The organism is Rhizobium mesoamericanum STM3625 (genome assembly GCF_000312665.1).
In the GTDB taxonomy this organism is placed as follows: domain Bacteria; phylum Pseudomonadota; class Alphaproteobacteria; order Rhizobiales; family Rhizobiaceae; genus Rhizobium; species Rhizobium mesoamericanum.
The window spans coordinates 287098-311077 of sequence record NZ_HF536773.1; the positions used below are offsets into that span (position 1 = coordinate 287098).

The 23980-nt window shown below is 59.5% G+C and carries 23 protein-coding genes; 17 read left to right on the top strand and 6 right to left on the bottom strand.

Annotated features, from left to right (window positions below; all coding sequences use genetic code 11):
* Positions 1-60: 60 nt before the first annotated feature.
* The 5 genes from BN77_RS21710 to BN77_RS21730 all read left to right on the top strand — a co-directional run bounded on the left by BN77_RS21710 (position 61) and on the right by BN77_RS21730 (position 6008).
* Entirely contained in the window at positions 61-783 is a 723-nt protein-coding gene (locus tag BN77_RS21710; protein WP_007536018.1) for an HAD-IA family hydrolase, read from the top strand.
* A 65-nt stretch (positions 784-848) separates the two neighbouring features.
* Positions 849-2459, top strand: coding sequence for an ABC transporter substrate-binding protein (locus BN77_RS21715; protein ID WP_007536020.1), 1611 nt, complete (start codon positions 849-851; stop codon positions 2457-2459).
* A gap of 92 nt (positions 2460-2551) precedes the next feature.
* A complete protein-coding gene (locus BN77_RS21720; RefSeq protein WP_007536023.1) occupies positions 2552-3502 on the top strand; it encodes an ABC transporter permease in 951 nt (316 codons plus the stop codon).
* Positions 3499-4350: an ABC transporter permease gene (locus tag BN77_RS21725; protein WP_007536025.1), complete on the top strand. Its 852-nt coding sequence runs from the start codon at positions 3499-3501 to the stop codon at positions 4348-4350. The genes BN77_RS21720 and BN77_RS21725 overlap by 4 nt, the downstream gene beginning before the upstream one ends.
* Positions 4351-4352: 2 nt before the next feature.
* Positions 4353-6008, top strand: coding sequence for an ABC transporter ATP-binding protein (locus BN77_RS21730; RefSeq protein ID WP_040678615.1), 1656 nt, complete (start codon positions 4353-4355; stop codon positions 6006-6008).
* 29 nt (positions 6009-6037) lie between these two features.
* On the opposite strand, the gene BN77_RS21735 is transcribed toward BN77_RS21730, so the two are convergent.
* A complete protein-coding gene (locus BN77_RS21735; RefSeq protein WP_007536030.1) occupies positions 6038-6514 on the bottom strand; it encodes an Lrp/AsnC family transcriptional regulator in 477 nt (158 codons plus the stop codon).
* A gap of 224 nt (positions 6515-6738) precedes the next feature.
* Here BN77_RS21735 and BN77_RS21740 point away from each other — a divergent pair, with 224 nt between their 5' ends.
* Both BN77_RS21740 and BN77_RS21745 read left to right on the top strand, forming a co-directional pair.
* A complete protein-coding gene (locus BN77_RS21740; RefSeq protein WP_007536032.1) occupies positions 6739-8064 on the top strand; it encodes an NAD(P)/FAD-dependent oxidoreductase in 1326 nt (441 codons plus the stop codon).
* 58 nt (positions 8065-8122) lie between these two features.
* Positions 8123-9031: a LysR family transcriptional regulator gene (locus tag BN77_RS21745; RefSeq protein ID WP_007536035.1), complete on the top strand. Its 909-nt coding sequence runs from the start codon at positions 8123-8125 to the stop codon at positions 9029-9031.
* 32 nt (positions 9032-9063) lie between these two features.
* On the opposite strand, the gene BN77_RS21750 is transcribed toward BN77_RS21745, so the two are convergent.
* From BN77_RS21750 to BN77_RS21765, 4 genes are read right to left on the bottom strand one after another with little or no spacing between them, the layout of a single operon-like run.
* The gene (locus BN77_RS21750; RefSeq protein ID WP_007536038.1) at positions 9064-10434 is read right to left on the bottom strand and encodes an FAD/NAD(P)-dependent oxidoreductase; all 1371 of its coding nucleotides are present in this window, start codon (positions 10432-10434) and stop codon (positions 9064-9066) included.
* Complete coding sequence (locus BN77_RS21755) at positions 10431-10754, bottom strand: (2Fe-2S)-binding protein (RefSeq protein ID WP_007536040.1); 324 nt, start codon at positions 10752-10754, stop codon at positions 10431-10433. Before BN77_RS21755 ends, BN77_RS21750 begins: the two co-directional genes overlap by 4 nt.
* Complete coding sequence (locus tag BN77_RS21760; RefSeq protein ID WP_007536042.1) at positions 10751-12739, bottom strand: hydantoinase B/oxoprolinase family protein; 1989 nt, start codon at positions 12737-12739, stop codon at positions 10751-10753. The genes BN77_RS21755 and BN77_RS21760 overlap by 4 nt, the downstream gene beginning before the upstream one ends.
* Positions 12740-12745: 6 nt before the next feature.
* Positions 12746-14827, bottom strand: a complete 2082-nt coding sequence (locus tag BN77_RS21765) for a hydantoinase/oxoprolinase family protein (protein WP_007536045.1) — start codon at positions 14825-14827, stop codon at positions 12746-12748.
* Positions 14828-15038: 211 nt separating this feature from the next.
* Between BN77_RS21765 and BN77_RS21770 the strand changes: the two genes are divergently transcribed.
* From BN77_RS21770 to BN77_RS21800, 7 genes are all read left to right on the top strand, one after another.
* A complete protein-coding gene (locus BN77_RS21770; protein ID WP_007536047.1) occupies positions 15039-16172 on the top strand; it encodes an NAD(P)/FAD-dependent oxidoreductase in 1134 nt (377 codons plus the stop codon).
* A gap of 211 nt (positions 16173-16383) precedes the next feature.
* The gene (locus tag BN77_RS21775; RefSeq protein WP_007536049.1) at positions 16384-16698 is read left to right on the top strand and encodes a BufA1 family periplasmic bufferin-type metallophore; all 315 of its coding nucleotides are present in this window, start codon (positions 16384-16386) and stop codon (positions 16696-16698) included.
* Positions 16699-16726: 28 nt separating this feature from the next.
* Positions 16727-17668 carry an MNIO family bufferin maturase gene (gene bufB, locus BN77_RS21780; RefSeq protein ID WP_007536051.1) on the top strand — a complete coding sequence of 314 codons (942 nt, stop codon included), beginning with the start codon at positions 16727-16729 and terminating at the stop codon, positions 17666-17668.
* On the top strand, positions 17655-18467 hold the full coding sequence (locus BN77_RS21785) for an HvfC/BufC N-terminal domain-containing protein (protein ID WP_007536053.1): 813 nt from the start codon (positions 17655-17657) through the stop codon (positions 18465-18467). The genes bufB and BN77_RS21785 overlap by 14 nt, the downstream gene beginning before the upstream one ends.
* The gene (locus BN77_RS21790; RefSeq protein ID WP_040678295.1) at positions 18451-18966 is read left to right on the top strand and encodes a DoxX family protein; all 516 of its coding nucleotides are present in this window, start codon (positions 18451-18453) and stop codon (positions 18964-18966) included. Before BN77_RS21785 ends, BN77_RS21790 begins: the two co-directional genes overlap by 17 nt.
* A gap of 179 nt (positions 18967-19145) precedes the next feature.
* Positions 19146-19712, top strand: coding sequence for a sigma-70 family RNA polymerase sigma factor (locus tag BN77_RS21795; protein ID WP_007536057.1), 567 nt, complete (start codon positions 19146-19148; stop codon positions 19710-19712).
* A complete protein-coding gene (locus BN77_RS21800; RefSeq protein ID WP_007536059.1) occupies positions 19699-20334 on the top strand; it encodes an NrsF family protein in 636 nt (211 codons plus the stop codon). Before BN77_RS21795 ends, BN77_RS21800 begins: the two co-directional genes overlap by 14 nt.
* A gap of 127 nt (positions 20335-20461) precedes the next feature.
* Here the strand turns inward: BN77_RS21800 and BN77_RS21805 are convergent, their stop codons facing one another.
* Positions 20462-20902: a lipid-binding SYLF domain-containing protein gene (locus tag BN77_RS21805; protein WP_007536062.1), complete on the bottom strand. Its 441-nt coding sequence runs from the start codon at positions 20900-20902 to the stop codon at positions 20462-20464.
* Positions 20903-21552: 650 nt separating this feature from the next.
* Between BN77_RS21805 and BN77_RS21810 the strand changes: the two genes are divergently transcribed.
* From BN77_RS21810 to BN77_RS21820, 3 genes are all read left to right on the top strand, one after another.
* Entirely contained in the window at positions 21553-22062 is a 510-nt protein-coding gene (locus BN77_RS21810) for a hypothetical protein (RefSeq protein WP_007536064.1), read from the top strand.
* Positions 22063-22161: 99 nt separating this feature from the next.
* Complete coding sequence (locus BN77_RS21815; RefSeq protein ID WP_007536066.1) at positions 22162-23076, top strand: DnaJ C-terminal domain-containing protein; 915 nt, start codon at positions 22162-22164, stop codon at positions 23074-23076.
* Between the two features lie 2 nt (positions 23077-23078).
* Positions 23079-23411 carry a chaperone modulator CbpM gene (locus tag BN77_RS21820; RefSeq protein ID WP_007536068.1) on the top strand — a complete coding sequence of 111 codons (333 nt, stop codon included), beginning with the start codon at positions 23079-23081 and terminating at the stop codon, positions 23409-23411.
* The last annotated feature ends 569 nt before the right edge of the window (positions 23412-23980 follow it).

Consider the following 23980-nt stretch of genomic DNA (forward strand, 5'->3'; position numbering starts at 1 on the left):
ACAGCATAATCTTTCGCAAAGCGGCCGCTGCCGCCGCCAGCAAGCAGACTGGGGTACGAAATGACCAAGCCATTGGCAGAATTCAAATATATGAGCTTTGACGTCGTCGGGACGCTCATCGATTTCGAAGGTGGCCTGAAAACCTGCCTCAGCGAAATTGCAGCTGAGGCGAAGGTGATGATCGATGGCGAGGAAGCTCTCTCGCTCTATCGAGCCGCGCGCTACGCTGACGATGCGGATCTGTTTCCCGATGATCTTGTGCGCGTCTATCTCGCCATCGCACCAAAACTCGGTTTGCCGGTCGACGAGAGCTACGGTCAGCGCCTGCGCGATTCCGCCAGGCGATGGAAAGCCTTTCCCGACAGTGCCGCAGCCCTGGCGCAGCTCGCCCGCAAATATCGGCTTATCGCCATGACGAACGCCCGCCGCTGGGCTTTCGAACATTTCTCGGCGGAACTTGGACATCCCTTCCATGCTGCCTTCACCGCCGACGACACCGGCACGGAAAAGCCGGATCCAGCCTTCTTTCACCAGGTCTTCGACTTCGTATCCGGCGAAAACGCCGGCAAGGACGATATTCTCCACGTGGCGCAGAGCCAGTACCACGATATCGGCGTGTCCCACCAGTTGGGGATGACAAACTGCTGGATCCAGCGCCGTCACGCGCAGGACGGCTACGGCGGCACGATAGAGCCTAAGAGCTTCACGCAACCCGACTACCATTTCACGTCGATGGCGGCCTTCGCCTCGGCGGTGAAAGAGAGGCTGACCGAAAGACAATGATCCAACCCGGGAAAGCTCGCAGCCAAGACGGGTATCCCATCAACCAACAGAAAAAGGGGAATGAAATGACTGACAGAATTACAAACTGGACCGCCACCGACGACGCATTGGTCGAGAATGCCATTCGCCGAGGTGCCACTCGCCGCGAACTACTCACCATGCTTCTGGCAGGCGGTGTCGCAATGTCGGCGGGCGGCCTGGTGCTCGGCCGGGCATCGAATGCCGTCGCGGCCACGCCCAAATCCGGCGGCAATCTGAAAGCAGCCGGTTGGTCGTCCTCGACTGCCGATACGCTGGATCCTGCCAAGGCATCGCTGTCGACGGACTATGTGCGCTGTTGCTCGCTCTACAATCGTCTGTCCTTCATCGATAAAGCCGGCGTGACGCAGATGGAACTCGCCGAGAGCATCGAAAGCAAGGACGCCAAGACCTGGACAATCAAGCTGCGCAAGGGCGTGACATTCCATGACGGCAAGGAGCTGACGGCCGACGATGTCATCTTCTCGCTCAAACGCCATCTCGATCCCGGCGTCGGCTCGAAAGTCGCCAAGATTGCCGCGCAGATGACCAGCTTCAAGGCAGTCGACAAGTCGACGGTCGAAATTACCCTGGCCGATCCGAATGCCGACCTGCCAACCATTCTCGCCTTGCACCACTTCATGATCGTCGCCAACGGCACGACCGATTTCTCGAAGGGCAATGGCACCGGCGCTTTCGTTCTCGAAACCTTCGACCCGGGCAATCGCTCGGTCGTAGTGAAGAACAAGAACTACTGGAAATCCGGCCAGCCCTATCTCGACTCGTTCGAATTCTTTGCGATCAGTGATGACAATGCCCGCGTCAATGCGCTGCTTTCGGGGGACATTCACTACGCCGCTTCGATCAATCCGCGCGCCATGAAGCTGATTGACGGGCAGCAGGGCTTTACGCTTTCGAAAACGACCAGCGGCAACTATACCAATCTCAACATGCGCCTCGACATGACGCCCGGCAACAAGAAGGACTTCGTCGATGGCATGAAATGCCTGGTCAATCGCGAGCAGATCGTCAAGTCAGCCCTGCGCGGCCTCGGCGAAGTTGCCAATGATCAGCCCGTCTCCCCCGCCAGTATCTACCACAACAACGATCTGAAGCCTAAGGCCTTCGATCCCGACAAGGCGAAGTTCCATTTTCAAAAGGCGGGCGTGCTTGGACAATCCATTCCGGTGATAGCCTCGGACGCTGCAACCTCGTCGATCGACATGGCGATGATCATCCAGGCGGCCGGCGCCGACATCGGCATGAAACTCGACGTCCAGCGCGTTCCCTCCGATGGCTATTGGGATAACTATTGGCTGAAAGCGCCCATCCATTTCGGCAATATCAATCCGCGCCCGACGCCGGACATCCTGTTTTCGCTTCTTTATGCTTCGAATGCACCGTGGAACGAAAGCCAGTACAAGTCGGAAAAATTCGACAAGATGCTTGTCGAAGCACGCGGCTTGCTGGATCAGGCCAAGCGCAAGCAGATCTACGCCGAAATGCAGGTGATGATTGCTGAAGAAGCAGGTACCATCATCCCGGCCTATATCTCGAATGTGGATGCACTTTCGAGCAAGGTGCACGGATTGGAAGCCAACCCGCTCGGTGGCATGATGGGCTATGCAATGGCGGAGTATTTGTGGCTCGACGCCTAGCGGCCATTGAACCTCCCCGGGCGGCGCAAAGTCCGGGGATCTCCGTCTTGCGAACGCCGTTCGTTTCACAGATCACCGCAGGAGCACTGTCTTTGAGATACGAGGTCTCCGTTCTTGTCCTAAACCGGCTTTTCATTGCGATCATCTCCTTGCTGATCGTATCTTTCGCCGTCTTTTTCGCGACCAGCATGCTGCCGGGAGATACTGCCTCCATCCTGCTCGGCCAGGCGGCCACGCCGGAAGCAGTTGCAGGTCTGCGCAGGGCGATGCATCTCGACGAGCCCGCGATCCTGCGGTTCCTGGAATGGCTTTTTGGCCTGATGAAGGGTGACCTTGGCACCTCCTATGCCAACAACATGCCGGTTGCGGAGCTGATTGGCCGCCGCCTGCTGGCAACGCTGGAACTGGCCGCCATCACAACGCTCGTTTCGGTCCCGCTTGCACTCCTGCTTGGCATTACCTCGGCCATGCTTCGCGGCTCCTATTATGATCGGCTCGTAACCGTCATCTCGATCGGCGTCATATCGGTGCCCGAATTCATGGTCGCGACGCTCGCCGTTCTACTATTTGCAGTCTATCTGCGCTGGCTGCCGGCATTGTCTTCGACGAGCGAGGCCCATACGCTCTTCGACCTGCTGAAAATCTATGCCATGCCGGTCATTACGCTCACCTTCGTCATTTCGGCGCAAATGATCCGCATGACCCGGGCAGCGCTCATCGAAACGCTGAAGACCCCTTACGTCGAAATGGCCCTCCTCAAGGGCGCCTCGCGCGGTCGCATGGTGTTCAGACATGCATTGCCCAATGCACTGGGGCCCATCGTCAATGCGATCGCGCTTTCGCTCTCCTATCTCGTCGGCGGCGTGATCATCGTCGAGACTATCTTCAACTATCCAGGAATCGCCAAGCTGATGGTGGATGCAGTCGCGACCCGTGATCTCCCACTCATCCAAAGCTGCGCAATGATCTTCTGTCTTGGTTATCTCCTGTTGATCACCGCCGCCGACATCATCGCAATCCTGTCAAATCCGAGGCTGCGATGACGACGAAAAGCTTGGCTCCCCGCACTCCATCCATGTTTGGTTACAACGTTAGCCTCGTTGGCGTCGTCGCCTTCGCCGTCATTCTCGGCTGGACGATCGTCGCCCTCTTTGCGCCCTATATCATCCCCTACTCCGTCGGCGACATCGTCGATACGGATTATTTTGGCCCGATCAGCCGGCAACTATGGCTGGGCTCGGACTATCTCGGCCGTGATATGCTCTCGCGCGTCTTGATGGGCGCACGCTATACGGTTGGCATCTCGCTGGCCGCGGTCGCGCTATGCTGCCTTTGTGGTGTGACGCTTGGCATGATCGCGGCTGTTATGGGTGGATGGTTCGACACGATCCTGAGCCGTTTTCTCGATGCTCTGAACTCCATTCCAAGCAAGCTTTTCGGCTTGGTCGTCGTTGCCGCCGTCGGCTCGTCCATTCCGGTGCTGATCATCACACTCGCCGTCATTTATACGCCCGGTGCCTATCGCTTCGCCCGCGCGCTCGCGGTCAACATCAACTCAATGGATTTCATCACCGTTGCGCGCACTCGTGGTGAGCGGGTCGGCTACATCATCGGGTCGGAAATTTTGCCGAACATTATTCGCCCCGTTCTGGCGGATTTCGGCCTACGCTTCGTCTTTGTCGTTCTCCTCTTGTCAGGCCTTTCCTTTCTCGGCCTCGGACTGCAGCCGCCCTATGCCGACTGGGGAGCGCTAGTGCGCGAAAATATCGGCGGTCTGCCCTTCGCTGCACCGGCCGTGATCGTGCCTTCCTTTGCCATTGCCAGTCTCACCATCAGCGTCAACCTGCTGATCGACAACTTGCCGCGCCGGATCAGGGACAGGAGTGCATGACGTTGGCCAACCTCGTTGAAATCAAGAATCTGAAGGTTGAGGCGACGACCGACTCCGGGCGTATCGTCGAGATCATCAAGGGCGTCAGTTTCAATATCGCCAAGGGCGAGATTGTCGCACTCATCGGCGAAAGCGGCTCTGGCAAGACAACGATCGCGCTGACGCTCATGGGGCATGCGCGGGAGGGCTGCCGCATCTCCGGGGGCACCGTCCAAGTCGATGGGCAGGATATGGCTGCCCTTTCCGAGAGTAAACGTTCGAAGGTCCGTGGCACCACGGTCGCCTATATTCCGCAAAGCGCGGCGGCCGCTTTCAACCCAGCAACAAAGATCATGGAGCAGGTGATCGAGGTCACCCGTATTCACCGGTTGATGTCACCCGAACGGGCTCGCAAGCGCGCGATCGAGCTCTTCCGGGCGCTGTCGCTGCCAAATCCGGAGACGATTGGCGAACGATACCCGCATCAGGTCTCGGGAGGTCAGTTGCAGCGGCTTGCGGCGGCCATGGCCCTGATCGGCGAGCCGAAGCTGATCATATTCGATGAACCGACCACTGCACTCGACGTGACGACGCAAATCGACGTGCTGAAAGCGTTCAAGTCCGTCATCCGTGCCGGCGACATTGCCGGCGTCTACGTTTCGCATGATCTGGCGGTCGTCGCACAGATCGCCGATCGGATTGCCGTGCTTAAGGGCGGCGAAATCCAGGAAATGGCGGAGACGGAAACGATCCTGAGACGGCCGAGCCATCCCTATACGCGCGAGCTGCTGGCCGCGGTCGAGCCGAAACAGGCCTTCCGCAGCAGCGGCCCGGATCGCTCGATCGCGCCGGTGCTGAGCATCGATGGTCTGATAGCGGGCTATGGCGATATCCAGGCCAACGGTCTGCCGGCTGTGTGCGCGGTTCAATCCGTGAGCCTTGCGGTGGCGAAGGGCAGAAATCTCGGCATTATCGGCGAATCCGGATGTGGAAAATCCACACTGGCGCGGGCAATCGCCGGCATACTGCCTGCAGTGTCAGGCACCATCGGCTTCAACGGGAACGAGATGAACTGCGCCGCGAAATTGCGCACGCGCGATCAATTGCGCGAGATGCAGATCGTCTTTCAATATGCCGACACCGCGCTCAATCCGGCAAAATCGATCGCTGATATTCTCGAGCGGCCTCTGACTTTTTATCATGGGATGGACCGCAAGGCTCGAGCGGCCAGGGTCAACGAGTTGCTTGACATGGTGCAATTGCCCCGCGCGCTTCGCTATCGCTATCCGTCGGAATTGTCAGGCGGGCAGAAGCAGCGCGTGAATTTCGCTCGCGCGCTTGCTGCAGAGCCGCGCCTGATCATCTGCGATGAAATTACCTCTGCGCTCGACACTGTCGTTGCCGCGGCGATCATCGACCTGCTCAAGGACCTGCAGCGTGAACTGCATTTGTCCTACATCTTCATCAGCCACGATCTATCGGTCGTCGAGGCGATCTGCGACGAGATCGTCGTGATGTATGGGGGCAGAAAAGTCGAACAGATCACACGCGAAGCCGCAAATGCGCCCCGCCACCCCTATTCCCAGCTGCTGTTCGGATCCGTTCCGAAGCTTGATCCGACTTGGCTCGACAATCTCATCCAGGACCCGGAACTCAAGCGTGAGTATGGCCATGGCTAGCCAGATACCGCCCATACCGTTGGCGGCTGCTACATGGGAAACAGGCTCGTCAAGGGCATGTGCGCCTTGACGATCGGCGACTTGAGCACCACGAAGCTGAAATACTTGTCAATGCCGATATCCATGTCGGTGAGGCGCTCCATGATCGTCTGATATTCTCCGATACCGGCCGTCACAAACTTCAGCATGTAATCATAGCCACCTGAGACGAGATGGCATTCGACGACCTGATCGACCTTCTCCACTGCCGAGAGAAAACGTGCGAAGTCAATCTGTCGGTGGTTCTTGAGCGTGACTTCCGTAAACACGGTCAGCGTCTGGCCGAGTTTCCCGATATTGATCTGGGCCGAATATCCCTCGATATAGCCTTCCTGCTGCAATTTCTTGACCCGCATCAGACAGGGGCTCGGCGACAGGTTGACCAGTTCCGCCAATTCGACATTGGTGATACGGCCGTTCTTCTGAAGTTCGTACAGAATCTTGATGTCGATACGGTCGAGCTTCATGGCAGATCTTTCCCATATAAGGCGGCATTTTATGCTGCGAAATTTCCCGGATCGAGCATAACACCATGCTTCGTCTTTGCTATTTCATTCTGCACGAATTGGTCCAGCACATTAGGCCGCTTGGCTCACCACGGGCAGAATCTTATGCTGCATGACCCTGTTGTGCGGCAGCTTCATGTCCGATCATTTCGTTATGCTGTCGGCTCGAAAGGAGACACGCATCCATGCCCGCACCGCTTACCCTTGTCGAAAACTCTCCGGAATTTCCGGCCTCTGCCGACGTCGTCGTCATCGGTGCCGGTATTGTCGGCGTTTTTGCAGCCTATTATCTGGCGAAGCGGGGACTCAAAGTCGTTCTCCTCGAAAAAGGTCGCGTCGGTGCCGAACAATCCAGCCGCAACTGGGGCTGGTGCCGGCAGCAGAACCGTGACGCCCGGGAATTGCCGATGGCGACGAAGAGCCTCGACCTCTGGGACCAGTTCGCCGCGGAAACCGGGGAAAATACCGGCTTTCGCCGCTGCGGCCTCTTTTACCTGAGCAACAATGAGGAAGAGTTAGCCGGGTGGGCACGCTGGCGCGACTTTGCGCGCGATGTCGGTGTGACGACGCATATGCTTGATTCAGGTCAAGCCAGCGAGCGCGGCAAGGCGACCGGTCGCATCTGGAAGGGCGGCGTCTTTTCACCGACAGATGGCATTGCCGATCCGGCCAACGCCGCCCCTGCGGTCGCTCGCGCCCTGATAAAACTGGGGGGCTGCCTGCGCCAGAATTGCGCGGCTCGCGGCATAGAAACCGAAGGCGGAAAACTTTCCGCCGTCGTGACCGAGGAAGGCACGATCAGAACAAGAACTGCCATCCTGTCAGGAGGCGCCTGGGCTTCGTCCTTCTGCCGCCAGCTCGGTATCCGCTTCCCGCAGGCGTCGATCCGCTCGTCGATCCTTTCGGTCAGCGCTGGCGACGGCGAACTTCCGGATGCTCTCCATACCGCCCATGTTTCGGTGACGCGCAGGGGCGACGGTGGCCATACGCTCGCCATCAGCGGACGTGGCCGCGTCGATCCCACGCCCCAGAACATGCGGTTCGCAGCACAGTTTCTGCCGATGTTCATTCGTCGCTGGCGCTCCCTTTCCGTCGGGGGTTTCGAGGGCTTTCGCAGCGGCCATGAAAACCTCTCGCGCTGGCGCCTGGATCGGCCGACGCCAATGGAGCGGATGCGCATCCTCGATCCGGCTGCCGACAAGGCCACGATCAGCATTACCTATGACCGCGCGGTCGAATTGCTGCCGGCGATCAAAAACCGCCGCATCACCGCCAGTTGGGCCGGCTATATCGATTCGACGCCGGACGGCGTGCCGGGCATTGGCGAGATCGCACGCATACCAGGCTTGGTGCTGGCGGCCGGTTTCAGCGGTCACGGTTTCGGGATCGGACCGGGAGCCGGCCATCTGATTGCTGATATCGTCACCGGAGCCGCTCCGATTGTTGACGCAAAGCCCTATCACCCCGACCGTTTCTCGCAATCCGCGTGGGGTAAGGTGGCGGACTTCTGAAACGGCTCGTCAATCCTAGACTCCTCCGGCAACCGAACCAAGGACGCGGAAATTCCAGATGCAAGCCCGTCAGCTCGAAGTCTTTTGCATGCTCATGCGATGTGGGACGGTGACCGGCGCTGCCGCCATGCTCAACATCACGCAGCCGGCACTCAGCCAGATCTTGCTGCATGCGGAAGACCAGCTGGGGTTCAAGCTCTTCAATCGCGTGCGAGGCAAGCTGGTTCCCACCCGGGAGGCCGAAGAACTTTATCCGGAAGCCTGGCGCATCTTTTCCGAGCTCGGAGCGCTTAGACGCCGAACGACCGACATGCGCTTCGGGCGGACTGGACTGATCAGGATCGCAGCCACGACGCCACCTGCCATGTCGATCGTACCGAAGGCGCTTCTCGCCTTCAGGACGACCTACCCGGATATCGTCGTCCGCTCTCTGATCGCTCCGCTGATTAACGTCGTGGATATGATCCGCAATGGCGACGCCCCGCTCGGCATCGTCATGAACAATATAGCGCGGCCTGGTATTGATGTCGAAACCCTCGGATATGCTGAACTTGTTTGTATCGTGCCGGAGGGGCACCATCTTGCCGCGCGCGACAGCATTACATTTGCCAATCTTCAGAACGAGACGCTGATTTCCTACCGCGCCGATACCCTCCCCGGTCAGCTCCTTGCCAATGCCGCAGCTTCGGAAAATCAGTCGTTCAATCCCGCGATCGAAATCGATATCTCCATTACCGCCTTGCCGTTTGTCCGTAACGGCTTTGGCGTCGCGATCGTGGATGGCCTCCTGCCGTGGGAACAGTTTCCCGGCCTCCTGCGTCGGCCGCTTCTGCCACGAAAGACGGTTCCAATCGCGCTGCTGACCAGCCGGGACCGTCCTTTGACTGGCAGTCACCTTGCCATACGCGACTATCTGCGCGAGGCCTGTGCCGTCGTGTTGAAGGATGGCGAAGCGCAATGGGGATAAAAATCGTCCCCATTGGGTCAAAGCGAACCTGATTATGCCTCGCTTATCCAGGATCCGACGGGCAGCGGACGAGCCGGCGCCTGCTCGCGCAGTCGACCGACGTCGCAAACAGGGATTCCCACATGCGCCGAAATCAGTTCCGCGCCGGCCAGCTGACAAAACCGCCCCTGACAACGTCCCATACCCACCCGCACCATTGACTTTACCCGGTTTGCTTCACCTCCGGCATAGTCAACACTCCGGCGAAGATCGCCTGCGCTGATACCTTCGCAGCGGCAGACCATCGTTTCATCAGGTGTGGATCGGATCATGTCCACAGGCCAGGGAAAGGCGCTGGCGACGGCGCGAGCAAAGCGCTCGTAGCGGGCCATCAGGCGGAGATCCCGTGCCGGATCCGGAAAAGGCAGCCCGATATCGGCAAGGCAGGCACTCGCGGCAAGCCGTCCGGCAACTTCGGCGCCATCCGCCCCAAGGATCCGCAAGCTGTCACCGGCAAGATAGACACCCTCCATACAGCGGCCCATTCGATCGGCCCGCGGCAACCATTGAGCCCAGCCCGGACCATAATCGAAACTGCATTGGGCCAGGCCGGCAAGTTGTGTCTCGGCCCTTAAGTGCCAGCCAATGCCGACCGCATCGCATTCGGTATGATGGTCGCACCCGCCGGCATCCCGCCAACGAACGGCCCCCGGGCCGCTTTCGTCGCTGACGATATCCGTCAGCGTCACGCCTGCGCGATATAGGCGGCCGAGTTTCAGTCGCATCGCCAGGCCCCGCAGGACCAGAGCCGGCCTTGCCATCATGCCCGGTAGGGCAAGGATCTGATTTCGAAGTGAGGCGGTATCGAGAATGGCCACGACATTTGCCCCTGCCTTCAAAAGCTGGGCCGCAACGAGGGTCAGCAGTGGTCCGGAGCCCGCCAAGACGATCCTTCGCCCCAAGGCGACGCCTTGTGCCTTCAGCGCGATTTGCATGGCTCCGAGACTGTAGACCCCCGGAGCTTGCCAGCCAGGTAGCGGCACCAGCCGGTCGGTCGCGCCGGTCGCGAGAATTAGCCGGTCATAGGCGAATTCCCGGCGACCGGCGGGCGTGAGCACCTGCAGCACATTGTCCGCTAGCGCCATCGCTGAACTTTGAGGATAGTATTCGACCTCCCCGCGAGCCACCAGACGATCGAAGAGAGCATGAAGGGCAAGCGCTTTGCCCGCCTCCGACCCATAAAGCTGCTCGGCCGGGCGCCCAAAGCCCTGCGGCGGACGACGATATACCTGGCCGCCCGCCTTCAATCCCTCATCGATGACGACGGGGCGGATACCGGCGGCTGCAAGAAGCTCGGCTGCGCGTATGCCCGCCGGACCAGCGCCGACAATCACAGTTGCCTTCCGCTCAGCCGCCATCGTCATGGCCAATCTCCCGGCGCCTGGGTCATTAAGGACATGCCGTTTTCGACGAGGGTCGAACAGGCACGCAGGCGGGTCCCATCCTGGTGCCAGACCCAGCAGTCCTGACAGGCGCCCATCAGGCAGAAACCAGCTCGCCCCTCCGGCCCAAACTCGGATTGCCGAAGAATGCGAGAAAATGTCAGCATGGCGGTCAGTACCGTGTCGCCGGCCAACACTTGGCGTTCAATGCCGTCGAGCAGGAAGCGGACGGGTTGGCGGTCCTGCTCGGCGAGGCGCACGATACGCCCCACTTCTCCAGTTAGACCCAGGTCCTGGCTCATTCAGCCGCCTCTTTGATCGGAATGCGAGGCTCGGGCATCTCCGGGTAACGTGCGCAAACATCGCCAAGCGCTGCCGCGACGCCCTCATGTCCGGCACGTCCCGCCATTCGGCGGAAAATCTCCGTCTTGGTGAAGAACCGCCAGTGGATGGGAAGGCCGGCAAGAATATCCGTGAGCAGGTCGTAAGCGGCGGATGTCCACTGCGCCTCGTAGCTTTCGCGCTCGCTGCCATAGTGGAAGTGGGCAGAGGGAGCCGCACGCGATGCCCTGAGACTGGACGTTTCGGCTTCGTCGACCTTGCCAGCCCGGATGACCACTCCGTAGTCGCGCTCGGCAGCTTCAAGGGAAACGTAGCCGCGCTCCACATCCTGCAGCACGCGCCAGGCCTCACGCTCGAGCGGATTTCCGCGACCGCCGCCCCCGGCCGAGCGGATCTCAAGCACATCGCCCGGCTGCAGGACTGCAGTATCGATGTTGCCGAGCCGGCGATAGTCCTCGCGCCCGGGATTGAGCACCATGTTGGAGAGCCCTGCTGCCTTGCCGCCGAGCAATCCCCAGGGACGGAAGAAACTGCGGTCGCGGTTGCGGGCCGTGATACGGCTGCCGGGCGTGAACACGCGGAACGCCATTTCGGTCGCCAGACCGCCGCGCCAGCGGCCGGCACCGCCGCTATCCCTGGCAAGCCCGTATTTGACGAACTCGATCGGCACTTCGGTTTCCGTGATTTCGATCGGCGTGTTCTTCAGATAGGCAGCATCGGCACCGGAACCATTGGTCCCGTCGCGATGTGGCATCCCACCGCCGCCGCCAACCACCGGATTGACGGCGGCAATCACGCTGCGGCCGGTCCGTTCGTCAGTGGTCATGACGTTGACGATGCAATTGTTGCCGGCCGGTGCAGCAGGCAACAGATCGGGAATAGCCTGGCTGAAGGCGCCGAAGATCACGGACCGGAGGCGCGCACAGGTAAGCGAACGCATGCCGACAGCCGCCGGCGACACCGGATTGAGCACGCTCCCCTGCGGGGCAACGCAGGTGAAAGGGCGCGTCAAGCCGGTGTTAAGCAGGATCTTGGGATTTAGCGTGTAGAGAATGTAATAGACGCCGACCAGCAGCATGGTGTGGCGCGGATCGCCGCCCGACGGAACATTGAGCGACGAGCCGAGCTGCGGATCGGATCCGGTAAAATCGAGTATCGCCTCGTCACCCTTGATCGTCAGCGTCAGCTTCAGGCGGCATGGATTGGCTTCTATGGAATCCTCGTCGGCATAATCGACAAATTCCCAAATGCCGTCCGGCATCGCCCGCAGGAGATCGCGAGCCTGTGCTTCCGCGTGATCCAGAAGGACTTCGGCGCCTTCGAGAAATGCCTGCTTGCCGAATTTCTCTACCATTGCCAGGATCTTCCGTTCACCGGTGTTCAGCGCACCGACCAGCGCCTTGATGTCGCCGATATTAAGGTCTGGTTTGCGGACATTCGTGGTCATGATTTTGAGGATGTCTTCATCGAAGACACCTTCGTTGACCAGCTTCATCGGCGGAAAGCGAATGCCTTCCTGGTGGATCTCTGTCAGCGCACGCGACAGGGAAGCAGGCACGGCACCACCCATGTCGGTGTTGTGGATATGCCCGCCGGTCCAGGCGATGATTTCACCATCATAGAAAACCGGCTTCCAAAGGTGTGTGTCCGGCGCGTGAGTGGCCACGAAGCAGGAATAGGGATCGTTGGTAAAGGCAACGTCGCCCGGCCTGTATTCCCCGATCATTTCGATGGCCCGGGTATAGGTAAGCCCCGGATACCATGTCGCGCCGAGCCCCATCGGGACGCCGAAGGTTTCGCCCTTGCGATTGATCAACATGACCGTGAAATCTTCCGTCTCCTTGACGAAGGCCGAATGTGCCGTCCGCTGCAGTGTGTAGGCCATGTTCTCCGCTGCGGCCCGGGTATGGTTGGCAAATACTTGAAGGTTCGAATGGTCGAACATGGGCCGCTACTCCGAAAACGTGAGATGAAGGTTCAGGTGCCGATCAATCACCACCTGTGTGCCGACCGGAATGGCAAAGGTCGTATCGTCCTGCGCTATGACAGCAGGCCCTTGGAAGCACTCGCCGGGATGCAACGTGTCCCGTCGGTATAGTCCGATCCATTCGAACGTTTTCCCCGTATAGACCGGTATTTCACGCTCGGGTTGGGCTATACCGGCGATCTCTTCGCGGTCGAGGGTCGTTTGCAGCGCCGGTCCCGCGCCGAGTGCAGACAGGCGGAGATTGACGATTTCGATCTTGCCGTGCGGGTCGGCAAAATCATAAAGGCGGGCGTGCATGGCATGAAACGCCTCTTCGATCGCAGTGAATTTGCCCTCCTCCACCCAGCTTGCCCGCAGCGGAACCTCGATTTCAAAGCTTTGGCCGACATAGCGCATGTCGGCCGAAATCCGCAATTCGGCGGCACCTTCGTGGCCCTGCTTGACAAGCCAGTCCCGCCCTTCGGCAGACAGCGCCTCCGAACAGGCACGCAGCAACGGCGCTGCCTCCGGCGACAGGTGCGTGAAAACCGTCTTGATGAAGTCGCCGCGCAGATCCGCGACCAGACCGCCGAGAGCCGACACCACACCCGGACGCAGTGGCCCGATGACTTTCGCCATGCGGAATTCGCGAGCCAGGAAGGCGCCCAGCATGGGTCCGCCACCGCCGAACGGCATGAGGGTAAACTCCCGCAAGTCAACTCCAGCCCGCGACGCCAGCTTTTCCACCTCGACGAACATCTCGGAGATCGCGATGTCCAGAATGGCCTGGGCCACCTCTTCAACCGATCGTTCGATACGCTCGGCGAGCTTTGCGACGGCGGCGCGCGCCAGCCCGACATCGATCCGCAATTGACCGTAGGCCATCTCGCTGTGTCCGAGCCAGCCGCAGACGGCCATGGCATCGGTCACGGTCGCTTTCGTGCCGCCCCGGTCATAACAGGCGGGACCTGGTGTCGAGCCGGCCGATTCCGGCCCCACCCGCAAGACACCATGGGCATCGATGCTGGCAACGGAGCCACCGCCGATACCGATGGAGCTGACCGAGACCGAAGGAATATGAAGCGGAAACTCGCCGATCAGTTCGCCCGTCCCGAATTGCGGCTCGCCGTCGATGATCAAGGCGAAGTCCGCCGAGGTGCCGCCTATGTCGAGGGTGAGAACATGTCTTTCACCGGCAAGGCGCGCCAGCCAGGCGGCGCCGATTACCCCCGAGGCCGTGCCGGAGAGCAGCATCTGCACACAGGAACGCTTTCCTTCCGCCGCGTTCATGACGCCGCCGTTCGATTTGGTCAGCAAGGCCGGCGCCGTCACTCCGCGCGATGCAAGCTTGTGTTCGAGGGCCGCCAGGTAGCTCGAAACCCTGGGATGGACGTAGCCGTTGAGGATCGCGGTCGTCGTACGCTCGTATTCGCGAATGACCGGCCACACTTCCGAGGACGTGAAGACGAAGAGATCGGGTGCGAGCTTTTCGATTGCGCTCTTGACCGCAGTTTCCTGGGCATCGTCGCGCCAGGAGTGCAGAAAGGATACGATGATGCCCGCCGCGCCCTTGGCTTTTGCAGCTGCGACCGCCGTGGCAACCGCCTTCATGTCCGGCGCCTGCGCTTCACTGCCATCGGCCCGCAAGCGTGCGGGAATGCCAAAGATCATGTCGCGTGCGATGAGCTGCTCCGGCCGTGAGCAGAAGAGGGAGTAGACGTCGGGCATTCTAAGCCGGGCCAGCTCGATGACATCTTCGAAACCAGCATTCGTCATGAGCGCGAGCGATACGCCGCGCCTCTGAATTACGGTGTTGATACCGACGGTGGTGCCGTGAACGAAGCGGCTGATTGCCTCCGGCTCCAATCCCTCGCGCTCGGCAAGCAAGGAAAGGCCGGTCATCAATTCGGCACCCGGATCATCGGGCGTGGTCAGCACCTTCAGCGAAGCGACGCGACCAGAGCGGCTTTCCAGGGCGCAGAAATCGATGAAGGTGCCGCCGATGTCAACGCCGATCTTCCAGTCTTGCCGCAAAGCCTCTCGATCTTGCCTTGTCGCATCCGCCATGTTCGTTCCTTTCTTGTATCGGCGATGAAACTGGCACGAACGGATCGGCTAGGTCCAAGAGCGAAAACGCCAAATGTCATAAGCCAGACTTATGCTCTGGGACCAAGCAACCCATAGGCCGGACTTATGGGCCTGCCGTGATCTCAACTTTGACAGCGCCGACCCGGGTTGCACAGGATGGGGGACTGTTTTCAGCCTCTGGAGATTTTCCATGGATGCTATTGTGCTGGGCGGCGGGCTCATGGGAGCCGCCTCTGCCTTCTTTCTCGCCCGGCGCGGCATCCGCGTCACACTTATCGAACGCAATCGGGTCGGGAGCGGCGCCACGATAGCGTCATTCGGCAACATCCGGCGAAGCGGCCGATACATTCCACAATTACCGCTTTCCCACCGTTCGCTTGCGCTGTGGGGAGAGGCCGAGGCGATGCTTGGGCGCGACGTGGAATTTCGTGCGACCGGCCACCTGCGGCTAGTGTTCAGCCAGGAAGGACTTGCAGCGATGCGGTCCTTCATCGAGGAATCACGGCCGTGGGGGCTGGAACTGGAGGAGCTGACCGCAAGGGACCTGCGGTCGCGCTTTCCTGGCCTTGGCCCCGAGGCGATCGCGGCATCCTTTTCCCCGAAAGATGGAAGCGGCAATCCGCGTCTTATTGCACCGGCCTTCGCAAATGCCGCTCAAAAGTTAGGCGCCGACATCGTCGAAAATGTCGTCATCAGGGCGATCAGAAAAACTGACTATGGATTTAAGGTCGAAACATCGAAGGGTTCGCATGAAGCCTCGATGCTGCTGAACGCGACGGGTGCCTGGGGCGCACGTATCGCAACCCTGTTCGGAGAGACGGTTCCGATCGTTGCCAAAGGTCCGCAAATGGGAGTAACAGAACCTCTCCCCCACCGCATCCTCCCGGTCGTCGGCGTCTGGGCGCATGATCACGGAGGCGGGTATCTCAGACAGGTGGAAAGAGGCAACATCGTCTTCGGTGGTGGCGCAAATCGCATAGACGTTTCGCTGGATACGGGATACGCCAAGGCAGATCCGGCTCGCTTGCCTGGTCAGCTCCGTTCGCTGCTGCCGATTTTGCCTGCGCTGAAAAACGTTGCGGTGATACGAACCTGGTCTGGTTGCGAGGGCTATGTCGAGGATGGTCTTCCGGTGATCGGACGGTCATCGACGACACCGGGGCTCTTCCATGCATTCGGCTTTTCCGGCCACGGTTTCCAACTCGGACCCGGCGTTGGCGACGTTATGGCCGAGATCATGGCGACGGGTGGAACGGACATTCCGCTGCAAGACTTTCGCATCGAACGCTTCACAAAGCCGAATGGCCTTAGAATTTCCCGGTAGATTTCGACGAGCGGCATGACGTTCACTGTTCGGTCTCAGCGCAGGATTCTGGACTGCTCTTGTCCTGCCTCCATCTTTGGCCGGGCGTGAGCCTAAGTCGCAGCGTTTTATCACGCGTTCGTTACCCTGATCTCTGTAACAACGCCCACTCCCGTTGCGAGTACCTGCCGTGCCCGATGAAAAAGGGCGTCATGAGCAACGGAGAAAATGAATGTTGAAGACCTCAATCAGCACCGCCCTTCTTGCAAGCGCCATTACCTCTGCACTTGCCACGATGGCAAGCGCAGCCCCATTGACGAAGGCGGAAGCCGCTGCTGCGGTCGCTGCTCATAAGGAGAAGTGCTACGGCGTCGCGCTGAAGGCCCAAAATGATTGTGCGGCCGGCCCTGGCACCACCTGCCAGGGGACCGCTGTGAAAGACTTCCAGGGCAACTCCTGGAAATTCGTCCAAGGTGGCACCTGTGCTTCACTTGAGCTGCCAGGCGGTCGTCACGGTTCGCTGAAACCACTGGAACGCGACATCTAAACCCGAAATCAGGAAAGCGGAGGCGAACATGGTCCACGTCAACACGACGGCCAATCCCCACCAGAAGACAGATAGCGCGCTCCGCTTTCCGGCGATTTCAGTGGCTGGCCAAGCAGGAACCAGCTTCAAGCCGGAGCACCTGGGGGCAATCGTGGCAGAGCCCGGCTCTTTGGGTTTCTTCGAGGTCCACGCCGAAAACTACATGGGCGCGGGCGGTCCTCCACACCGAGCCCTCGAAAGGATGCGCCGCGATCACCCGATCTCATTGCACGGTGTATGCATGTCACTTGGCGGCTCCCAGCCACTCGACAAGGAGCACCTCAAGCGTTTCAAGAGCCTCGTCGACCGCTATGAACCAGCACTCGTTTCGGAACACCTCGCCTGGTCAACTCACTTGGATACCTATCTGAACGATCTGCTGCCGCTTCCCTATACCCCTGCGACGCTGACGCATGTCTGCGATCACGTCGACCAGATGCAAGCAACTATCGGGCGATCCATCCTTCTGGAAAATCCATCTACCTATGTGCTCTTCTCGGAATCCTCGATCAGCGAGACCGATTTCATCCGCGAGATAGCGAAGCGCACCGGTTGCGGACTGCTGCTCGACATCAACAATGTCTTTGTGTCGGCCACCAATCACGGCTTCTCGGCATTGGAATACCTGCGCGACTTTCCGCTCGCCGAGGTTGGTGAAATCCACCTCGCCGGTCACGCGGAGCAAGAGGACGATGACGGTGAGCTACTGCTGATCGATAGCCATGACGGCCCAGTCGCAAATGCCGTTTGGCAACTCTATGAGATCGTGATCGCTGGCAGCGGACCAATCCCGACGCTGGTCGAATGGGACAGCAACATTCCGGATTGGCCGGTGCTGCGGTCCGAGGCGCTTGCGGCTCAAGCCATTCTCGCCAAATACACCCACCGCCAGCTTACAGGTCGCATGGAGGCTTTCCATGTCTTCGGCTGAAGTCTTAGCAATTCGGCCGAACACCTCTGATTTCGTTCATCAATTTGCCGGCGGTCTGCTTTCACCCGATCGGCCAGCACCAACGCTGATTACAGGCCCGCGCGGCAAACATGCAAAGACGGGTTACGCTATCTACCGCAACAATGTGACAGTGAGCTTGATCGAGGCACTGGCTTCGATCTTCCCAGCCGTCCAACGCATCACCGGACCTGATTTCTTCCGCGCTATGGCGCGTTTTCACGTACGCGAGACCCCGCCGAACTCGCCGCTACTTTTCGAATACGGTCGGGGTTTTCCGGATTTCATCGACCGCTACGAATATGCGCAGGCCATGCCTTGGCTCTCCGACGTAGCGAGGATCGAACGAGCCTGGCTGGATGCCTATCACGCTGCGGACGCGCACGCGCTCAATCCTGCAGCGCTCGCCCTCGCGTCTCCGCAAGAGATGGGCGCCCTTGTCCTTCAGCCCCATCCGGCAATGCGTGTAATATCATCCAGTTATCCGGCTGTGACTATTTTCGCCATGAACCGCAGCACGGGCTCTGTCGGCCGGGTCGAGCCCCGTCCCGAGGATGGGTTGATCAGCCGTCTTGGGGATGAAGTCAGCATACGCGTTCTGCAACCGGGCGGCGCGGACTTCATCAATGCCCTGGTTGGCGGCGAACCGCTCGCAGTAGCTGCAGCCGCTGGTCTTGCTGCCCATGCCCGCTTCGATCTTACCCTTGCCATCTGTGAAATCATCGCAGCAGGCGCATTTTCCCATATCGCGATGGAGAACTCCAATGTCGAACATGCTTGATACCCTGCCCGGTGGTGGCGCGCGTTCACAGCCCGCCAGGCTTTTCGCCGCGGTAACCGACCTGATCCGCATCGTGGCTCAACCGGATCTCGTCCAGGCTGTCCTGCGTTTTGCGCTCGCGGTGCCATTCTGGCGGTCCGGCACATTGAAATGGGATGGCTTCCTCCAGCTCAGCGACACGGCAATCGATCTGTTTACACAGGAATTCATGCTCCATCTTCCGGGTGGTCCCTATCCATTTCCGGCCCCCGCCACGATGGCCTTTATTTCGGGCTGCGGCGAAATCATCTTTCCGTCCCTCCTGGTACTTGGTCTTGCGACACGCTTTGCCAGCGTCGGCTTGCTCCTTATGACCGTCGTGGTCGAGCTGACTGTTCCGGATGGCTGGCCCATTCATATTACCTGGGCCGCTATGGCTCTTGCCATCATGCGTTATGGCCCGGGCCGCCTGTCGCTTGACGCCCTGATCGGGCGCATCTTGGGCGCTGCTCATCCCTAGAAATTTCCAGGCCATCCTCCGCAACAGCCGTCCCGCTCACAGAGCCGGGCGGCTTTTGCGTTTTCTTGCCAAACCACCCCTTGCCGATTGTCCGTTGATGCGCTCAATAGGCGCTGCGTCAGAAATCTTCGGAATGCTGGTAACAGAGACGTGGTCCGACACGTAGGGGATAGTGACGGATGAAATATTCGGCGCGAGAAGAGGAGTGGGCAGCGTGGATGCGAGCGGCGGTGGCCGGTGACGCCCAGGCCTACGACCGGTTCCTGAGGGCCGTCACGCCTTATCTCCGGTCCATTGCCCGGCGGCGCTGCGATCAGTTTGGTGCGCCGCCGAGTGAGGTGGAGGACGTGGTGCAGGAAGTTCTGCTGGCCGTTCACTTGAAGCGCGGGACCTGGGACGTTTCCCGCCCAATCGGCCCGTGGTTGTCGATTATCGTGCGCAACAAGCTGATCGACCGCCTGCGCCGGCGTGGCCGCCACGTCAGTGTGCCGATCGAGGATGTGATGGAGACGCTGGAAGCCGACAGGAACGAGGATGGAGGTGACCGTGTCGATGTCGACCGAATGCTGGAAGGTCTGCGCGATCCACAGCGCGAAATCGTGCGGTCAATTTCCCTTGGCGGAGCCGGCATTCGGGAAACGGCTGAAAGACTGAAAATGACCGAAGGCGCGGTGCGAGTTGCGTTACATAGGGCACTCAAGGGTTTGGCCGCCCTTTATCGGAGCGACGGACGTGAAGACGGATGATCTTATCAACCTACTGACAAATGACTCGCAGGTGCGCGTCCGCTTCGACCGTGTATTCGTCAGTGCTCTTACGATCGGGATAGTGCTCTCCGCGATACTTCTGCTTGTGACCATCGGTATCCGCAAGAACATGGCCGACGCCATCGAGACACCGCGCGTCATCTTCAAGCTTTGCCTGACGCTGTTGCTGGCCATCACCACAACGCGCCTGGCCTTTCGCATCGGCAAGCCCGGCCTTTCGCTTAGATCAGCGACCTTGATGCTGCTTTTGCCCTTCGTCATCCTGATAGGTGGGATTGTCATGGAGCTTCTGATCGTGCCGCAGAACGCATGGGCCACGAGCATGAAAGGACGTTTCTCGATGTTCTGCCTGTTCTTCGTTCCAGTCCTTTCGATCGCGCCACTGACCGCCATTCTCTATTCTGTCCGACAGGGCGCGCCCGAAAACCCCGGCATGGCAGGCGCAGTCGCTGGACTTGCCGCCGGCGGTATTGCCGCTGCCATCTATGCCTGGCATTGTCCGGATGATAGCCCGCTGTTTCTGGCCACCTGGTATTCCATCGGAATATTGCTTGCTACAGCCGCCGGCTTCGTGCTGGGCCGGAGGATTCTTCGCTGGTGAATGACGCAGATGACTAGGCCGTCACTCCAGTCATGACCTTGCGTGGCTTGCAGTAGATGACCCCATCTCCACTGCAACCAAAAGCCGACCGCATGAGCTCTCCGGATATCGAACGGTGCGGTGGCCCTTACTTCACCGTGATGCTCATACCGCTGACATCGGCGTTGACTTGCAGGCCGACTTGCCGTCCCGAGAGCTCGAGTTGGGCGCCTCTGTCATTGGTCATGACGATCATCTGGGCCCCTTGGCCGACCGCGCCGCCACCGCCCGCTGCCGCGTATACCCCCGTTACATCTTGAGCGCGGCGTATGTGGCGCACGGTACCATGGAAATAAGTCTTAGAGGCACCGAAGGCGAGGCCCCCGGAAATGCCGCCGACCGAGATGGGATAATGGCGGCCATGGAAGGTCAGCGTGCCCTCGCCTCCGGCGCCACCGACGAAGAAGGCGGCCTTGTAGACGGCGAAGCTGATCGTACCGTTGTCGGCATGGGCGACGCTGGCAAAGCTAACTCCGGTGGTGGCGATAACGGCAACCGCAACGGATCGAAATCTGGGCGAAATCTTCATGATGAGACACTCCTCAAGAACACCGCTGACCCAGCCAGCCGGGCACGTCAGCGTCGTAACAATGCTATAGCTGAACAGTCTCGTACCTCATTAGTTCCAAGTCACGCAGACGGCACCTCTAAACGAAACGGCGGATGGCTGGCTGGAGAGCCCGGTCGAACCTTGTTACGCACCCCGCTTGCCGCCGTACGTCATCAGTGCGGTCAAGTGCTCGTCATTCCCCTCGCATGCGCCGGATGAAGTGGTAGATTGTTTTTCTGCTTTCAAAATGCCCCGTGAGGAGACGCATATGAGCAAATTTCGGGCTTTCATGGCAGCCGGAATGCTGATCGTGCTGGCAGCAATTACTGCAGCTTGCACGACAACGCCTCGAAATCCAAATCCGCCTGATTTCCGATACCAACCACGGTATTCGGTGAATCCCGCCTGCAGCCATGGCTTCAGACCGACTAACGCGCTATCGTGCAGCTACTGACGGGGCCGCCAATTGAACCGCCATTAGGCTTTGCTGCGTCCGTCGCCTTTTTCCGTGCACCGTCCAACTTCGCCCCTCGCTCGTTGGGTTCTCTATGCCCCTAGCGTGACGACGATCGCCAGCGGGAACTTCAGGCATTGTGAGGCATTATCGATCATCTCCAGAGGAGGACGTCATGAAAAGCTGCCGCCACGCTGCTGCCGTCACCGCATTGATCTGGCTAGTGACCGGAACCGCATACGCCGATGAGGCGCCGTTCCTTCAATCGCTCGCCGGTGATTGGACGGGCGGAGGCATGATGAAGCGCACGACCTCCTCGTCCCCCATTAATCTCAGCTGCAATTTCAAGACCGAGGCGAGTGGCGAAGCGCTTTCGATGAAAGGGATGTGCCGTGGGATGATCGTTATTACACGAGCGGTTTCTGCCAACATTAAAGTCAGCGGCATTCAATACTCCGGTAATTACATCGGTCCTTCAGGAGGCGTCTCTGGGCTCCGCGGAACGCGCAGCGGCGATGCCATCAATCTTGCCGTGCACTGGTCGAAGGTCATCAACGGCGATCGCAGCGCCAGCATGACGATCCAGCGCGTGGACGCCAATGCAATACGGATCCGAACGGTCGACATGGATCCGGCATCCGGCCAGCAAGTTGTGACGAGCGATCTTAACCTGCGTCGCAACTGACGTTGTCTGCGAAGATACAACCTCTCGTCGGAGCAAGCCCGACAACCTATATAGATCGCAAAAAGTCGGCGATTTCCGCCGGCCGAACCGGAGACATTTATGAGCCGCGATCCATACGAGCTTCTCGGCGTGAAAAAGGACGCCACACAGAAGGACATTCAAAGCGCATTTCGCAAGCTCGCCAAAAAACTTCATCCCGATCTCAATCCCGGCGACAAGAAGGCTGAGGAGCGCTTCAAGGAGATTTCCACTGCCTATGAGCTTTTGAGCGATGAGGAAAAACGGGGGCGCTTCGACCGAGGCGAGATCGACATTAGCGGTGCCGAACAACAGCAGCGCCACTACTATCGCGACTATGCCTCGGCCGCCAATGCCGGCAATCCTTACCACAACAGTGCGGGTTTTGCCGACTTCGGTGACAGCGACGATATTTTCTCGAGTTTCTTTTCGCGACGAACGCGTGGGGGCGATTTCCATGCGCACGGACAAGATCGGCACTATTCAATGGAGGTCGATTTCCTCGATGCGATCAACGGCACGAAGACACAGATCCGTTTGCCAGATGGGCCGGCGCTCGATCTTCAGATCCCGCCCGGAACACGCGACGGCCAGACGCTCAGACTTAGAGGCAAGGGCGAGCCAGGTATTGGTGGCGGCCGGTCCGGAGACGCGCTGGTCGAAATTCGTGTGCGTCCGCATCGCTTCTATGTTCGGGATGGCGACGATATCCGCTACGATCTGCCGATTACGCTGCGCGAGGCCGTCCTCGGCGGCAAGGTTCGGGCGCCGACGCCGTCCGGCCCCGTCAACCTTACATTGCCGCCGTACTCAAACACCGGAAAGGTCTTGCGCCTGAAGGGCAAGGGCGTCCCGAAGAAAGGCGGCAGCGCGGGGGACATCTACATCTCGCTGAAAATCGTGCTGCCGGACGCGGCGGATCGGCAACTGACCGACTTCATGACCAGCTGGACGGCGGGCGGCGCGCAGGATCCGAGAAAGGGCATGGGAGAATAGCCATGGACGATCGTGAATTCCGCCGTTTCCTGAAGATCGACGTGGCGGTGCTTGAGGTCTGGGTCGAACAGGGATGGCTTCTACCGCAGACGCGTGATGGCGCCCGCGATTTTTGCGACACGGATGTCGCGCGGGCGCAACTCATCCTCGACCTGACACGTGATATGGGCGTCAACGACGCCGGCGTCGACCTCATCATGGATCTCATCGATCAGATCCATGGACTGCGCCAAACGCTTCGGGAAATGCTCGCCGCCATGAAAGAGCAGGACGCGGAAGTGAAGCGCAGAATACGTGGCAAACTCGATGAACTCTCCGAAGTGCGCGGCCTTTAGCCATAGCCGGGAAGCACCATTGAACGACCTGGTTGGATCAAAAAGATGCAGTGATAACGCGCCCGATCAAATGATTTAGGTCAAATACGGGCGATGTAAAAGTGTGCAAAAACCACCTTCGCTCCTAGAGGATTTTGCAATGGATACTCCCGCTTTTGCCGCCAGTGTTGTTGCGCTTCTGATCTTGCCCGGTCCGACAAACGCTGTTCTGGCAATGGCCTCTCACGGGCTGAGGTTGTCGCGAATGGGCGTCCTGTTGGTTGCCGTCATTCTGACCTACCTGGCCGTCATAGTGCCTGTCTCCCTATTCGGAGGTCCCTTTCTTCAACAACATCCCGCCGTATCTCAAGGCGTCAAGCTAGCGTCGGCTACTTGGATGTTTTACTTAGCTTTAAAGTTATGGGGCCGCCCGTCCCGTCAGATGCAGCCAGTTGCAATAGGTGTCAGGCAGGTGGTTGCGACCACTCTATTGAACCCCAAGGCGATCATTATCGCGCTTGCAATGCTTCCCTCCCGAGGCATCCTTGCACCAGATCTATTCGTAAGTTTCGTGGTTGCAGCCGGTGGGG

What these genes read in the sequence shown, in the direction of transcription:
- BN77_RS21755 (WP_007536040.1), bottom strand. Translation starts at nt 10,754, where the DNA reads ATGAGCCAGGACCTGGGTCTAACTGGAGAAGTGGGGCGTATCGTGCGC.
- BN77_RS21790 (WP_040678295.1), top strand. Translation starts at nt 18,451, where the DNA reads ATGTCGAACATGCTTGATACCCTGCCCGGTGGTGGCGCGCGTTCACAG.
- BN77_RS21735 (WP_007536030.1), bottom strand. Translation starts at nt 6,514, where the DNA reads ATGAAGCTCGACCGTATCGACATCAAGATTCTGTACGAACTTCAGAAG.
- BN77_RS21805 (WP_007536062.1), bottom strand. Translation starts at nt 20,902, where the DNA reads ATGAAGATTTCGCCCAGATTTCGATCCGTTGCGGTTGCCGTTATCGCC.
- BN77_RS21750 (WP_007536038.1), bottom strand. Translation starts at nt 10,434, where the DNA reads ATGACGATGGCGGCTGAGCGGAAGGCAACTGTGATTGTCGGCGCTGGT.
- BN77_RS21725 (WP_007536025.1), top strand. Translation starts at nt 3,499, where the DNA reads ATGACGACGAAAAGCTTGGCTCCCCGCACTCCATCCATGTTTGGTTAC.
- BN77_RS21775 (WP_007536049.1), top strand. Translation starts at nt 16,384, where the DNA reads ATGTTGAAGACCTCAATCAGCACCGCCCTTCTTGCAAGCGCCATTACC.
- BN77_RS21820 (WP_007536068.1), top strand. Translation starts at nt 23,079, where the DNA reads ATGGACGATCGTGAATTCCGCCGTTTCCTGAAGATCGACGTGGCGGTG.
- BN77_RS21785 (WP_007536053.1), top strand. Translation starts at nt 17,655, where the DNA reads ATGTCTTCGGCTGAAGTCTTAGCAATTCGGCCGAACACCTCTGATTTC.
- BN77_RS21740 (WP_007536032.1), top strand. Translation starts at nt 6,739, where the DNA reads ATGCCCGCACCGCTTACCCTTGTCGAAAACTCTCCGGAATTTCCGGCC.
- BN77_RS21760 (WP_007536042.1), bottom strand. Translation starts at nt 12,739, where the DNA reads ATGTTCGACCATTCGAACCTTCAAGTATTTGCCAACCATACCCGGGCC.
- BN77_RS21715 (WP_007536020.1), top strand. Translation starts at nt 849, where the DNA reads ATGACTGACAGAATTACAAACTGGACCGCCACCGACGACGCATTGGTC.
- BN77_RS21810 (WP_007536064.1), top strand. Translation starts at nt 21,553, where the DNA reads ATGAAAAGCTGCCGCCACGCTGCTGCCGTCACCGCATTGATCTGGCTA.
- BN77_RS21765 (WP_007536045.1), bottom strand. Translation starts at nt 14,827, where the DNA reads ATGGCGGATGCGACAAGGCAAGATCGAGAGGCTTTGCGGCAAGACTGG.
- BN77_RS21795 (WP_007536057.1), top strand. Translation starts at nt 19,146, where the DNA reads ATGAAATATTCGGCGCGAGAAGAGGAGTGGGCAGCGTGGATGCGAGCG.
- bufB (WP_007536051.1), top strand. Translation starts at nt 16,727, where the DNA reads ATGGTCCACGTCAACACGACGGCCAATCCCCACCAGAAGACAGATAGC.
- BN77_RS21710 (WP_007536018.1), top strand. Translation starts at nt 61, where the DNA reads ATGACCAAGCCATTGGCAGAATTCAAATATATGAGCTTTGACGTCGTC.
- BN77_RS21815 (WP_007536066.1), top strand. Translation starts at nt 22,162, where the DNA reads ATGAGCCGCGATCCATACGAGCTTCTCGGCGTGAAAAAGGACGCCACA.
- BN77_RS21770 (WP_007536047.1), top strand. Translation starts at nt 15,039, where the DNA reads ATGGATGCTATTGTGCTGGGCGGCGGGCTCATGGGAGCCGCCTCTGCC.
- BN77_RS21745 (WP_007536035.1), top strand. Translation starts at nt 8,123, where the DNA reads ATGCAAGCCCGTCAGCTCGAAGTCTTTTGCATGCTCATGCGATGTGGG.